This window comes from Paenarthrobacter sp. AR 02, from assembly GCF_021538675.1.
Lineage (GTDB): Bacteria > Actinomycetota > Actinomycetes > Actinomycetales > Micrococcaceae > Arthrobacter.
Genome location: NZ_JAJUKH010000006.1, coordinates 129,543 through 143,166, shown reverse-complemented (window position 1 = coordinate 143,166; position 13,624 = coordinate 129,543). Strand labels below are relative to the sequence as shown.

The 13,624-nt window shown below is 62.3% G+C and carries 9 protein-coding genes and 2 tRNA genes; 8 read left to right on the top strand and 3 right to left on the bottom strand.

What is annotated here, in order from left to right:
* Positions 1–2: 2 nt before the first annotated feature.
* Complete coding sequence (locus LRQ04_RS13500) at positions 3–1,259, bottom strand: macrolide 2'-phosphotransferase (RefSeq protein ID WP_235520651.1); 1,257 nt, start codon at positions 1,257–1,259, stop codon at positions 3–5.
* 172 nt (positions 1,260–1,431) lie between these two features.
* Between LRQ04_RS13500 and nudC the strand changes: the two genes are divergently transcribed.
* From nudC to LRQ04_RS13485, 3 genes are read left to right on the top strand one after another with little or no spacing between them, the layout of a single operon-like run.
* Positions 1,432–2,421 carry an NAD(+) diphosphatase gene (gene nudC / locus LRQ04_RS13495; RefSeq protein ID WP_235520650.1) on the top strand — a complete coding sequence of 330 codons (990 nt, stop codon included), beginning with the start codon at positions 1,432–1,434 and terminating at the stop codon, positions 2,419–2,421.
* Positions 2,418–4,550 carry an ATP-dependent DNA helicase UvrD2 gene (locus tag LRQ04_RS13490; RefSeq protein WP_235520649.1) on the top strand — a complete coding sequence of 711 codons (2,133 nt, stop codon included), beginning with the start codon at positions 2,418–2,420 and terminating at the stop codon, positions 4,548–4,550. The genes nudC and LRQ04_RS13490 overlap by 4 nt, the downstream gene beginning before the upstream one ends.
* Complete coding sequence (locus tag LRQ04_RS13485) at positions 4,550–5,170, top strand: M48 family metallopeptidase (protein ID WP_235520648.1); 621 nt, start codon at positions 4,550–4,552, stop codon at positions 5,168–5,170. Before LRQ04_RS13490 ends, LRQ04_RS13485 begins: the two co-directional genes overlap by 1 nt.
* Before the next feature lie 66 nt (positions 5,171–5,236).
* On the opposite strand, the gene LRQ04_RS13480 is transcribed toward LRQ04_RS13485, so the two are convergent.
* On the bottom strand, positions 5,237–6,673 hold the full coding sequence (locus tag LRQ04_RS13480) for a zinc-dependent metalloprotease (RefSeq protein WP_235520647.1): 1,437 nt from the start codon (positions 6,671–6,673) through the stop codon (positions 5,237–5,239).
* A 210-nt stretch (positions 6,674–6,883) separates the two neighbouring features.
* Between LRQ04_RS13480 and LRQ04_RS13475 the strand changes: the two genes are divergently transcribed.
* From LRQ04_RS13475 to LRQ04_RS13455, 5 genes are all read left to right on the top strand, one after another.
* Positions 6,884–8,020 (top strand): PDZ domain-containing protein, encoded by a 1,137-nt coding sequence (locus LRQ04_RS13475; protein ID WP_235520646.1) that lies wholly within the window; start codon positions 6,884–6,886, stop codon positions 8,018–8,020.
* A gap of 126 nt (positions 8,021–8,146) precedes the next feature.
* On the top strand, positions 8,147–11,143 hold the full coding sequence (locus tag LRQ04_RS13470) for a UPF0182 family protein (RefSeq protein WP_235520645.1): 2,997 nt from the start codon (positions 8,147–8,149) through the stop codon (positions 11,141–11,143).
* Between the two features lie 137 nt (positions 11,144–11,280).
* Positions 11,281–11,354, top strand: a tRNA-Met gene (locus LRQ04_RS13465).
* Positions 11,355–11,630: 276 nt separating this feature from the next.
* Positions 11,631–11,704: transfer RNA gene (locus LRQ04_RS13460), tRNA-Met, on the top strand.
* A 155-nt stretch (positions 11,705–11,859) separates the two neighbouring features.
* Positions 11,860–12,651: a GntR family transcriptional regulator gene (locus LRQ04_RS13455; RefSeq protein WP_235520644.1), complete on the top strand. Its 792-nt coding sequence runs from the start codon at positions 11,860–11,862 to the stop codon at positions 12,649–12,651.
* Positions 12,652–12,760: 109 nt separating this feature from the next.
* Here LRQ04_RS13455 and LRQ04_RS13450 read toward each other — a convergent pair whose 3' ends face one another.
* The gene (locus LRQ04_RS13450; RefSeq protein WP_235520643.1) at positions 12,761–13,549 is read right to left on the bottom strand and encodes a PspA/IM30 family protein; all 789 of its coding nucleotides are present in this window, start codon (positions 13,547–13,549) and stop codon (positions 12,761–12,763) included.
* Between the last annotated feature and the right edge of the window lie 75 nt (positions 13,550–13,624).

The window sequence follows — 13,624 nt, the reverse complement described above, 5'->3', positions numbered from 1 at the left end:
GCCTAAGAGCGGTCCACCGAATGCAGTGGTGTCACGTTGACCACGTTGATGGCGGCCGTTGAGGTTTCATCGTGGTCGGCCGGGGTGCCTGCGTCGGATTCGTCCCCGTTGTCCAAGGCCTCGACGTTCCCGTCGTCAGTGCCGTCCGGTTCGCCTTCTTCATTCGAAGACCCCACTTGTGTTGCGCCGGCCGGTTCGGCGGCTGGGGGGATGGCGGCCACCGAAACGGCTGGTCCGACGTCGGGAATCGCTACGACGCTGACAGCTGGCTGCGAGGCGGCCGCGACTGCGAGGTCGTGCGCTGCAGCCTCGTTTTCGGCGGCTTGGGCCGCTTCGTCGCGCCGGGCTTGCTCTTCGATGTCGTTGGCAAGGGTTTGGAGCATGGACTCCGCCTCGGCTGTCATGCTTTGGTGTCCGGCGGCCATGGCCTTCACCAAGTATTGGGCCAAGGCAAACTCGGCCAGGAGGGCAGCACGGCGAAGAAGGTGGTTGTCGGGAGTCTCGCGGCGCGCCTGTGTGTAGTGGCTCAGGACCGCTTGGACGAATGAGGATTCGTTGGAGGCCACCAGCCAGGCAAAATCGTCGGCCGGATCGCCAATGCGAAGGTCCGTCCAGCCTGTCACCGCGGTCACGGCGTCATCCTGGACCATGAGGTTGTCTTCGTGAAGATCGCCGTGCACAACTGAGGTGTTGAACCGCCAGAGGGCAACATCTTCGAGTGCGTGTTCCCAGCGGCGAAGCAGCGTTGCCGGGATCTTGCCGGTGGTGGCGGCCTGGTCGAGTTCGTTGAGCTTGCGCTGCCGGAATTCGTTGGCCGAGTAGCTCGGGAGGTCTGCGTTGGTGACCAGCGTCAGAGGCAGGTCGTGGATGGCTGCCAAGGCGGCACCGACTTCACGGGCCAACGCCGGAGTTCCGGCTGAGATTTCCTCTATGGACAGCATCGCGCCCTGAAGGTGGGCGTAAACGAAGGTGGTGAGCGCCCCCTGGCGTACTGTGCCCGCGATGGTGGGGACATGGAACGGAAGCTCCGCCCGGATAGCGGGCGCGAAAGCGCGGAGCACCATGAACTCCGTCTCCAACCGGGTGCTGGCTTCCGGATGGCGCGGCGAACGGACACGCCAGCGCTTGCCTTCCGCATCGAGCAACATCGCCGAGTCAAAATCGGCGTCGTCGTCGGGGGAATAGGCTGTAGCCGTCGGTGCCAATCCAGGCACTGCCGCGGTTGCTATAGCGGCCAGTTCTAGCGGTGTTCTTCTCACGTGTTCCACGGTAGATTGAGTGCGGCCTCAGGCCATGATGCAGCGCGGCGAGTCTTCAGATCCGCAGTAAAACAAGGAAGAATACGTCGTTCTAACGGCATAGTGTCCTGGTGTCCACAAGGCGGGGCCTCTTCAAATGTTTTTTGTCGGTACGAGTCAGTACGGTAGATACATGAGTTATACGGAGTCCCCGGCACTGGCCAACCACCTGATGGACACAGTCTTGCCGGTGCGCCCGGCGATGGTGGACCGGGGCTCGGCGGCGCGTATGAAGCCTGGCATGGTCGAGGAACTCATCTCCTCCGGTAGTGCCCGGGCCATGGTGATTTCGGAGCGCAAGGCGCTGGTCACCGCGGACGGCCTGTGGTTTGCTGACGCCACGACGCTGTGGAATGCCCTCAAAGACTCCGACGCCGGTGCCGTCACGGCCATCTACCTCGGCACAACCCTCACACCGTCGTCTGTGGCAGAAGGCACTCCCGTTCTGCTGTTCACAGTCAAGCAACCGCCAGCGCCCGGCAGCTTGACGGTGCCTTCGGATGTCCAGTGGGCGGGTTTCCGCGAGGTCGCAGCACGGCTGGATGCCGTCGATACCGCCTTGTTCATCGAGGCCAGCGCCATCTCCAACTGGCACGCAAACCACACCCACTGCCCCAAGTGCGGCAATCCCACTGACATCGAAGCCGGCGGGTGGGTCCGGCGGTGCCCGAAGGACAACTCGGAGCACTATCCCCGCACTGATCCCGCCATCATCGTCACTGTCGTAGGACCCGACGGTCGCCTGCTCCTGGGCGGAGGTGGACCTGCGGATGCCAGGAACTACTCCACCCTTGCCGGATTCGTGGAGCCGGGCGAGTCCTTGGAACAGGCCGTTGTGCGTGAGATCGGGGAAGAAGTGGGCGTCCGTGTAACCGCCTGCCAGTACCTCGGATCGCAGTCCTGGCCTTTTCCCGCCTCGCTCATGTTGGGCTTCACGGCAACAACGGACGACGCCGTGGCGCGGCCCGACGGCGTCGAGGTTACCCGCGCGCGGTGGTTCAGCCGTGAGGAGCTGCAGGAAGCGGTGCTCAGTGGTGAAATCACCATCTCAACTCGCCTTTCCATCGCACGTTCCCTGATCGAGCACTGGTACGGCGGCGTCATCGAAGACCTCCAGCCGTGACAGCGGAACTTTTCGACGCCAGCACATCGCTTGAGGAACGCATCCTCGGCGGCTTGGATGAAGAGCAGCGCGAAGTAGCCAGTACCTTGACGGGTCCACTCTGTGTCCTTGCCGGGGCGGGCACCGGCAAGACGCGGGCCATCACGCACCGCATAGCCTACGGAGTGCACTCGGGGGTATACAGCCCCCAGCGGCTGTTGGCTGTGACGTTCACTGCCAGGGCCGCCGCGGAGATGCGAAGCCGCCTTCGGGATCTCGGTGTGGCCAACGTCCAGGCTCGCACCTTCCATGCCGCAGCCCTTAGGCAGTTGCAGTTCTTTTGGCCCCAGGCCATCGGTGGTACGTTGCCAAGCCTGTTGGACCACAAAGCCAACATGATCGCCGAGGCTTCCCGCAGGCTCCGCCTCAGCACAGACCGTGCCTCCATCAGGGATCTGGCTGCGGAAATCGAATGGGCCAAAGTGTCCATGTTGACGCCCGCCAATTACCTGGAGAACGCCCAAGGAAGGGGAACCCCGGGGGGCTTCGACCTGACGGCAGTCTCGAGGGTGTTCCAGGCGTACGAGGATATCAAGACGGACCGCAACGTCATTGACTTCGAAGACGTTCTTCTCATTACCGTCGGGATCCTTCAGGAAGACCCGAAGGTGGCCGCCACTGTCCGCGAGCAATACCGCCATTTCGTCGTGGATGAGTACCAGGACGTTTCTCCCCTCCAGCAAAGGCTCCTGGACCTGTGGCTCGGGGGACGGGATGAACTCTGCGTGGTGGGCGACGCCAGCCAGACCATCTACTCCTTCACCGGCGCTTCTCCGAAGCACTTGCTCGGATTCAAGGCGAAGTTCCCGGGCGCTACCGTCGTTAAGCTCGTCCGGGATTACAGGTCCACTCCGCAGGTAGTGAAGTTGGCTAATGAGCTTCTTGGCTCCCGGCGCAGCGGGGGACCCGCGGCTGACGCAGCCTGGGCTCCGCCGCTGCAGCTCATCGCGCAGCGACCCTCAGGACCGGAACCGCGGTTCATGGAGTGTCCGGACGACGAAGCGGAAGCAGCCGTCGTGGCTGGCCGAATCCAGGAATTGCTCAATACCGGGGTCAAGGCCAGTGAAATAGCCATTCTCTTCAGGACCAACGGTCAGTCCGAGGCCTACGAACAAGCCCTGGCCTCAGCCGGCATTGGCTACCAGCTTCGTGGTGGCGAGCGGTTCTTTGCGCGGAAAGAAGTCCGGGATGCGATCCTGCAGTTGCGTGCCGCTACCCGTGCCGTAGCCGAGGGTCCCCAGGAAGCCCTGGGCCAGGTGGTGCGGGATATCGTGGCTTCGCTCGGTTACACGGATGCGCCCCCACACAACGGGGGAGCGCTCCGTGAGCGGTGGGAGTCCTTGGCCGCATTGGTCGCGTTGGCCGACGAACTTGCTGTGAGCCGGGGAGAGTCCTTCACCCTGGCCGAATTTGTCAACGAGCTCCAGGAACGGTCGGTGGCCCAGCATGCCCCCACCGTCCAAGGCGTGACGTTGGCCTCCCTCCACGCGGCCAAGGGCCTTGAATGGGATGCCGTCTTCCTGGTGGGCCTGAGTGAAGGCCTCATGCCGATTTCCTTCGCTGACACCCCGGAGGACGTGGACGAAGAGCGTCGCTTGCTTTACGTGGGCATCACCCGTGCCCGTGAGCACCTCACGATGTCGTGGTCCACGGCGCGTACTCCGGGTGGCCGCGCCAACCGGAAACCCTCGCGCTTCCTGGATGGACTCCGTCCGGATTCTGTGGCTTCGGCCAATGCACGCAGCAAGTCGGGTCCGGCGCGGCGCAAGGCTGCCGCCCCGGCGTCGTGCAGGGTGTGCGGGAGCATGCTGGCCACCGGAGCTGAGCGCAAAATCGGGCGTTGCAGCCAATGCCCTCCCACGTATGAGGAACAGACTTTCGATGCCTTGCGGCAATGGCGCAAGGAAGAGGCACAGTCGGCAGACGTGCCCGCTTACGTCGTTTTCACCGATGCGACGCTGACGGCGATCGCCGAGGCGCGCCCTTCGTCCCTGGAAGAGTTGGCTGGTTTGGCGGGCATTGGCCCGTCCAAACTTGAGCGCTACGGTGAGGCCGTTTTGGCTGTGCTCGCTGAGAGCACTGAGCTCTGATGGCGCGCCCTGCCTCCTCCGCCGGCACCCCTACGGTGACTGAAGATGGTGCGCCGGTGGTCGTGAGGAGATCGGCCCGCAGGCGCAGGACGGTAGCTGCCTTCTGGGAAGACGGCAATGCCGTGGTGGCAATTCCGGCGAGCTTCACCGCATCCCAGGAACGCGAATGGGTGGGGCGCATGCTGACCAAACTCAAGAAGCAGGGGGAGCGCCAAGCAGGTTCGGGCAGGCGACGTCCCGCGACGGACCAAGCACTGGCCAGTCATGCCGCGCATCTTTCGCGGACCTATCTTGGTGGGCGGGCCGTTCCGACGTCGGTCCGGTGGGTTGGAAACCAGAACTCACGTTGGGGTTCGGCCACACCTGCGGATGGCAGCATCAGGCTTTCAAACAAGCTCCAGCCCATGCCGCAGTGGGTTATCGACTACGTTCTGGTGCACGAGCTCGCCCACCTGCTCGTCGCCGGACACAACGCAGCCTTCTGGCGATTGGTGGACGCTTATCCCGAAACGCAGCGGGCCAAGGCTTTCCTGGAAGGAGTTGCCTTCGCTACGTCCCGGGGGCTGCCGCCCGATACGGACAGCAGCGACGGCGCTGATACGGCAAGCGACGGCTGCTGATTCACCAAGAGCCTTTAATGCAATAGTGGCCGCCCCCGGAGGGGACGGCCACTTGTTGGATACTGCCTACTTGTTCGGTGACTGCGGGTCGGTGTCGCCCGACTCGGGCTCGTCCTCCGTTGTTCCGCTCTGAGAGTCCTGTGCTTCCTGCCCGTCAGTGTCGTATCCGCCGTTGAGCAGCTTCTGCAGGGCGTCGTCCACTTCGCTGTCGCTTGCCTCGGCAAGTCGGCGCCGCTCGGAGAATCCCTTGGGGTCGTCCAGGTCGTCACCAGTCGGCAGCAGGTCGGGGTGGTGCCAGATGGCGTCGCGGCCGGCGATTCCGCGTTCTTCCTTGAGCGTTGCCCAGAGGGTTGCAGCTTCCCGGAGCCGGCGGGGACGCAGTTCCAAGCCAACCAGGGACGAGAAAGCATGCTCCGCTGGGCCGCCCGTTGCCCGGCGGCGACGGACTGTTTCGCGCAGTGCTGTCGCGGATGGCAAAACGTTGGCGGTGGCTTCTGCAGTCAGTTCATCCACCCAGCCTTCGACGAGGGCAAGTGCCGTTTCGAGCTTCTCCAGTGCGGCCGTCTGGACAGGAGTGCGTTCGGGCGTGAAGACTCCCTGGGACAGGGCTTCCTGGATTCCCTCGGGGTTGCTCGGATCCAGGTCGCGGGCCAGGTCTTCAATACGCGACATATCGATGTGGATGCCACGGGCGTACGCCTCAATGGCGCCGAGGAGATGGCCGCGCAGCCACGGAACCTGCACGAACAGGCGTGCGTGTGCTGCTTCGCGGACCGCGAGGAAGAGCCGGACATCGTTCTCCGGGAGGCTGAGGCCTTCACCGAACTTCGTCACGTTGGCCGGCAGCAAAGCCATTTCAAGGTCCGCCAGCGGAACTCCGATGTCCGTGGAGCTGACCACTTCGGCGGAGAGCGCTCCGATGGCCTGTCCTAGCTGCATGCCGAAGATCGCCCCGCCCATGTTTTGCAGCATGGAGGAGGCCCCGCCCATCATGGACTTCATTTCCTCGGGCATCTGCTGGGTGAGCGCGTTGGACAGGGCATTGGCAATGCTGTTCGCCACCGGCTCCGTGAGTCGCTTCCATGTGCCCAGGGTGGCTTCAACCCATTCGGCACGGGACCAGGCACGGCCAATGAGGCCCGTGGCGGAAAGATCTGTGACGGGGTCGAGCCAAAGCTCCGCGAGCCGAAGCGCTTCGTCGATTTCCTTTGCTTGGTGGGCGCTGACCGAGGGGTCACTGCCAGTGGCCGCAACGCGCCGCGCATTCTCGTGGGCAAGCTGCCAGTTGACCGGGCCATCGGAGGATGAGCTCATCATGGCCTGGACTTGCGCGAACATCTGCTGAAGGAGCTGGGGGTCGTTGGGCAGCCCCGCAGCCTTGGCCAGCTCGGCGGGATCGATGTTGCCCATGCCCTGCCCGCCCATCAGGTTCTGGAGCATTTCTGCCAGCGGATCCTGGGGATTCTCGTCGTCGTTGGACGGATTGTTGGGGTTGGAAGTCATGGTGCCGCCGATCGTCGAACTGGCTGGTGATCTCTTTCACCGTACCGCGCGGGCCCAACGCTGTCTGCCCGGATGGGGCGTCGTTCGCTGTAGGCAAAGCAGTGCCACAACGGCTGAACGCGTACTGTTGATGTTTGGTATATATGCTGCCGTCGACTCCGGCGGCCGAGCCATGTCACCGGAATGCAATACCGGCATAGAGAGGTCCCAATGCTTACTTCGCCCAGCCCCGAGGGCTCATTGGACCCGCGTCAAGTGCACGACGCCGATCCCTCCTCCGTGCCACCGGCACCTGCTCGGGACAACCGGTTCATGGTCATGGTCATTTCCGGCCTGGTGGCCGTGGGTCTTGGTGTCGGCGCAGCAGCACTGCCCGTTCCGTACGTTATTGAGTCAGCAGGTCCTACCTTCAATACGTTGGGTAAAGACGGCGACAAACCGGTCATCACCATCTCCGGCCATGAGTCCTTCCCCGCCAGTGGCAACCTGGACCTGACCACCGTGGTCATGACGGGAGGACCGAAGAGCCCCGCCACCATCTTCGATGTCTTCCGTGCGTGGGTCGACCCTTCCAAAGCCATCTATCCCGAGGAACTCATCTACCCCAAGGGCACCACCGCGGAGCAGACGGTCCAGCAAGGCGAGATCGCCATGGAGACGTCCCAGGAGAATGCTGTTGCGGCGGCGCTGCGCGAGCTGGATATCCCGTTTGAACAGCGGCTGACGGTGGCCGGCTTGTCCGACCCTTCGCCGTCGGCAGGGAAGATCCAGGAGGGGGACCGTCTGACCTCCATCAACGGCAAGTCCATCACGTCGATGAGCGTGATCCAGGCGGAACTGGCCGCCGCGGCGGGAGCCCCTGCCGCCGTCGTCGTTGACCGGAAAGGCACGCAGGTGTCCGAGACCGTCACGCCGACCAAGAACGATGCCGGACGCTACGTGCTGGGTGTGCTGCTCGCCAGCGATTTCACGTTCCCGTTCGATGTCCGGATTTCCTTGGATAACGTCGGTGGGCCGAGTGCCGGAATGATGTTTGCCTTGGGGATCGTGGATAACCTCACACCCGGCGACCTCACGGGTGGAAAGCATGTCGCAGGCACCGGAACCATCAACGCCGACGGTGCTGTGGGGCCGATTGGCGGCATTGCACAGAAGATGATCGGAGCGCGCAGCCACGGGGCCACTATGTTCCTTGCCCCGGCCGCCAATTGCGCCGATGTCGTAGGCCACGTTCCGGACGGTTTGCAGGTGGTCAAGGTCGACACGCTCGCCGATGCCACCTCCGCAGTGGAGCGGCTTGCGTCGGGACAAGACACGGCGGGCCTTCCCACCTGCACAAACAACTAGACTGACGGTGGAACTTAGCTTTACTGCCACTCGTGGCATATATGACGGCCTCCGCCATATCCCAGCGGCAGAGAATGTCAATCACTCGCACACCGACTGTTCACTGACACCAATGAGGTACAGAGTTTGTCCCGTCCCGCCAGCTCCAACCCGCCCGGAAGATCACCGCTGAGACGAGGTGCCCTGACGCCGACGCTTATTGTCGTGGCAGTGGCCGTCGTCGGGTTCATTTTCTTCGCCAATGTCTGGACTGACGTCCTTTGGTACCAGCAGCTCGGCTTCTTCGAAGTTTATCTGCGCGAAAACCTTGCCCGGATCATTACCTTCCTCATTGGTTTCGCGATGATGTTCGCAGCCGTGTTCTTTGCCATCCGGATTGCGTACAGGTCCAGGCCCGTTTACGCTCCCGATGCCGAGTCCAGGGACAACCTGAACCGCTACCAGGCGCAGCTTGAGCCGGTGCGCCGGGTGGTCATGATTGGCCTGCCTATCCTGTTCGGGCTCTTCGCCGGCAGTGCGGCCGCCAGCCAGTGGCAAAAGGCCCTGTTGTTCTTCAACCAGGAACCGTTCGGCCAGACAGATCCCCTGTTTAACCTCGACATCAGCTTCTACCTGATGACGTTGCCGTTCTTGGGATTTGTCACCGGATTCCTCATCAGCATCGCCGTCGTGGCTGGTATCGCGGGCATCCTGACGCATTACCTTTACGGCAGCATCCGGCTCATGGAGCGCGGTATCTTCACCAGCCGCGCTGCCCAGATCCACATTGCCGTGACAGGTGCGATTTTCCTGGTGCTCCTGGGTATCAACTTCTGGCTGGACAGGTACACCACCGTCCAAAGCAATTCGGGCCGATGGGCCGGTGCCCTTTACACGGACGTCAACGCGGTGGTTCCCACCAAGGCCATCCTTGCCGTTGCCGCTGCACTCGTGGCGATCCTCTTCATCATCGCCGCAATCATCGGACGCTGGCGCCTGCCGGTCATCGGTACGGCGATGCTCGTCATCACAGCGATCCTGGCCGGTGGCGTCTACCCGTGGGTCATCCAGCAGTTCCAGGTCCGGCCTTCGGAAAACACCCTGGAAAAAGACTTCATTGACCGCAATATCAAGATGACCCGTGCGGCGTACGGCCTGGACAAGGTTGATGTGTCGGCTTACAACGCCACCACCAACGCTACGTCCGGTGCGCTGGCCGCCGACGCGCAAACGACTGCAAACATCCGCCTCCTGGATCCGAACCTCATCTCATCGGCGTTTGCGCAGCTGGAACAGTTCCGTCCTTATTACCAGTTCCCGCAGACACTCAACGTCGACCGCTACGTGGTTGACGGCAAGGTGCAGGACACAGTGATCGCGGTTCGAGAGCTGAACCCTGACGGCCTGAGCGCCAACCAGCAGACGTGGGTCAACAGGCACATTGTCTACACGCACGGATATGGCGTCGTTGCTGCGAAGGGCAATAAGTTCACCCCCGACGGCAAACCGGATTTCCTTCAGTCAGGCATCCCTTCCAATGGCGTCCTCGGCAACGACACCTCGTACGAGCCGCGCATCTACTTCGGCGAAAACTCGCCGGAATACTCCATCGTGGGAGCCCCGGACGGTGCCCCGAACCGCGAGCAGGACCGGCCCGTTGGCCGCGAAGGCGGGGGTGAAACGCAGTACACCTTCAATGGCAACGGCGGCCCGAACGTGGGCAACTGGCTCAACCGGATCCTCTACTCCATCAAGTTCCAGTCCTCTGATCTGCTGCTCTCGGATGGTGTCAATGCGGAATCCCAGATTCTCTATGACCGCAACCCCCGTGAACGCGTCGAGAAGCTGGCCCCTTACCTGACCGTGGATGGCAACGCCTACCCGGCGGTCGTTGATGGCAGGGTCAAATGGATCGTTGACGGCTACACCACCAGCCAGTACTTCCCGTACTCCCAACCACAACAGCTGCAGAATGCCACCGCTGATTCCCAGACCAACGCCGGGCGTACCGTCGCGCTGCCCAACAGCTCGGTGAACTACATCCGCAACTCGGTTAAGGCAACCGTGGACGCCTACGACGGCTCCGTGAATCTCTATGCCTGGGATGACAAGGATCCCATCCTGAAGGCATGGCAGAAAGTCTTCCCCACGGTCATCAAGCCCTTCTCTGAGATGTCGGGCGACCTCATGAGCCACGTCCGCTACCCGGAGGACCTTTTCAAGGTCCAGCGTGAACTGCTTGGCCGGTACCACGTCACGGATCCGGATAGCTTCTACCAGAACAACGATGCCTGGAGCGTCCCGAACGATCCCACCGTTTCGGAAGCCGTCAAGCAGCCACCGTTCTACATGTCGCTGCAGATGCCGGACCAGAACAAACCTGCCTTCCAGCTGACGTCCTCGTTCATTCCGCAGACGGTCAACGGCAGTGCCAGGAACATTCTTTACGGATTCCTGGCGGCCGACTCCGACGCCGGAAACGTCAAGGGCGTGAAGGCGGACAGCTACGGGCAGCTACGGCTCCTGCAACTTCCCACCGACACCCAGGTACCGGGACCGGGCCAGGCGCAGAACAAGTTCAACTCGGACCCCACCGTGTCCCAGGCATTGAACCTCCTGCGGCAGGGTGCCTCGGATGTGCTCAACGGCAACCTGCTGACACTGCCTGTTGGTGGTGGCCTGCTCTACGTTCAGCCGGTCTACCTGAAGTCCACTGGTGAGACGTCCTATCCCACGCTCCAGCGCGTCCTGGTGGCCTTCGGTGACAAGATCGGCTTCGCGCCCACACTGGATGCGGCACTCAACCAGCTGTTTGGCGGAGACTCCGGCGCTTCTGCCGGCGACGTCGCCAACAATGGCCAAACGCCAACCACCCCTCCGGGCACCACGACGCCCCCGGCCGGTCCCAGCGATGCCAAGGCTGACCTGAAGGCGGCCTTGGACGAGGCCAACAAGGCCATCCAGGACGGACAGGCGGCCTTGGCCAAGGGCGACTTCGCCGGATACGGCGCACAGCAAACCAAGCTCTCCGAGGCGCTGAAGAAGGCCGTGGACGCAGAAAACCGTTTGGGTGCCACACCAGCACCAACCACGACGCCGGGAGCTACTCCGAGCGCGACCCCGTCGCCTTCGCCCAGTAGCTAAGAGCGGCGTGTGCGGCGAGGGCCGGTACCAGCCTCCTCCTGGAGGCCGGTACCGGCCCTTGCTCGTGCGGGGGAGATGCATGTCACGTAGCCAGGATTTGGTCTGCCGTTCACCTGACGGTAGTGTTGTTCTTGCGACGCGGGGTGGAGCAGTTCGGTAGCTCGCTGGGCTCATAACCCAGAGGTCACAGGTTCAAATCCTGTCCCCGCAACTGGAAAAAGGTCCGGATCAGTCATCACTGATCCGGACCTTTTGTTTTGCCTCGAACGGCCTGCCTCCAAACCCTCACTCATATCCCTCCCGTTTGGGGGAGACGCTCTCTCTTGTCCCGCCCCTTTGGGTGTGACGCTCTCTCTTGTCCCGCCCCTTTGGGTGTGACGCTCTCTCACGTCCCACCGGTTTGGGGGAGGGGTTGAGGTGATCTCCGGCACGTTCTGACCCGACTGGTCAGAAGCACACCGCGGGTACGGTAGAGTTGTTCTTGCGACGCGGGGTGGAGCAGTTCGGTAGCTCGCTGAGCTCATAACCCAGAGGTCACAGGTTCAAATCCTGTCCCCGCAACTGGATAAAGGTCCGGATCAGTATTACTGATCCGGATCTTTTGCTTTAAGGGCAGGTCGGGCCGCCGATGCTAGCATCGAAGCCGATTGGCCGCGCACGGAATTCCTTTGCGTCTGATAGTTGCCATACTTTGCCAGAACAGAGGAGACGGCCCATTGGTCAATGAAGACCCCCACCTTGGCCTCGATCATCGGATCCTTCAACGGGACAGCCCAGTCGCTGTCTACCAGCAGGTGGCCGACGTCCTGACAGAACAGGTCAGCCGCTTGGAACCGGGCTCCCGCATACCAACGGAAGAGTCTCTCATGGATGAGTACGGGATCAGCCGTACTACTGTTCGTAAAGCCATTGAGAAGCTCGTGGTCAAGGGTCTCCTGATCCGCAGGCAGGGAAAGGGGACGTTCGTGATGGCCCAGCGGCCGGTCAAGATGCTCAACCGCCTGGCACCGTTCATGGAGACGTTTACTGCGGCGGGGATGAAGACCGTCAAAGGGCTCATCGAATACAAGTGGATGGAAAAGGATCAATCGGTGCCGGCCAAGCTGGTCTCCGAGGACAACCTTGTTCTGGTCATTCGCCGCTCCTATTCAAGCGCGGGCTGGCCTTATGCAATTGCTGAGATATTCATACCGTCGCACATTGGACGCCACATCAGTCTTGCCGACGCGGAGCGGAACTCGATTTACCAGGTCATCCAGGACAGGACCCTCAAGCCCCTGCACCGGGCCGAAATCACGGTAACCATGCATGCACCCCCGGAGCACCTCGCTGACGCCCTGAACGTTCGCGAATTCCCCATGGTCCCGCGCTTGGAACGGACCACGCTCGGACCCCACGGCGAGGTTTTGGAATGCACAGTGACGTACTTCCATCCGAAAGGTTTTGAGATCCGGGCCGAAGTGGCAACGGATGCCAGCCCGGGCCAGGACCAGCCGCCTGGTGGATAGTTGCCGTGCTGGAGTCAAAAGAGGCAACAAAAAAGTGGGTAGGACCCGTATCCGGTCCCACCCACTTCAAGGTTAATAAGGGTGCCGGCGTGAACGTGCCGGCGGCTTTCTAGAGCTTGTCGAAGTCGGCTTCGTCAACGGTCGAGCCGCTCGAGGCCGGGGTTCCGGCGCCGATTGCCGGCTTGGCGCCGCCGGACTTGAGTGCCGCGAGCCGGGCCTCGATTTCGGTCTGTTCGCCCAGGTCTTCCAACTGGTTGAACTGGGCATCGAGGCTGGAGCTGGCGAGTTCCTGCTGGCCGAGGACCTTTGCCTCTTCGCGGCGGATCTTCTCTTCGAAGCGGCCTACCTCGCTGGTCGGGTCCATGATGTCGATGCTCTTGAGGGCGTCGTGTACCTGGGACTGCGCAGCGGCGGTCTTCGAGCGTGCCACGAGCTCGTTGCGCTTGGCGGTGAGCTGGTTGAGCTTGTTCTTCATCTGGTCAAGCCCGGTCTTGAGCTTGTCCACAACCTCGGTCTGGGACGCGATGCTGGGCTCAGCCGTCCGTGCCTCGGATTCGGCAGTCATCTGCCGCTGGATGGCCACCTTGGCGAGGTTGTCGAACTTCTGGGCATCCGCGGCGTTACCGGAAGCACGGTATTCGTCGGCCTTGCGGGATGCAGCGAGTGCTTTGTTGCCCCAGTCCTGGGCATTCTTGATGTCCTCGTTGTAGTCCGCCTGCAGCATCCGGAGGTTGCCGATGGTCTGCGCCACAGCTGACTCGGCCTCGGCAATGTTGTTCGTGTAGTCGCGGACCATCTGGTCCAGCATTTTCTGCGGGTCCTCTGCCTGGTCGAGCAAGGCGTTGATGTTGGCCTTAGCCAGCTGGGAGATCCGACCGAAAATGGACTGCTTAACCATGGTGTTGCCTTTCGTCCTGCTCAGTGAATGCCCACTGAAATCAGTGATCAGTTGTTGTACCGCTGCTATTCGGGG

Bases quoted from the DNA above. Each gene is read 5' to 3' on its own strand.
- LRQ04_RS13450 (WP_235520643.1), bottom strand. From the start codon at position 13,549: ATGGTTAAGCAGTCCATTTTCGGTCGGATCTCCCAGCTGGCTAAGGCC.
- LRQ04_RS13485 (WP_235520648.1), top strand. From the start codon at position 4,550: ATGGCGCGCCCTGCCTCCTCCGCCGGCACCCCTACGGTGACTGAAGAT.
- LRQ04_RS13480 (WP_235520647.1), bottom strand. From the start codon at position 6,673: ATGACTTCCAACCCCAACAATCCGTCCAACGACGACGAGAATCCCCAG.
- nudC (WP_235520650.1), top strand. From the start codon at position 1,432: ATGAGTTATACGGAGTCCCCGGCACTGGCCAACCACCTGATGGACACA.
- LRQ04_RS13475 (WP_235520646.1), top strand. From the start codon at position 6,884: ATGCTTACTTCGCCCAGCCCCGAGGGCTCATTGGACCCGCGTCAAGTG.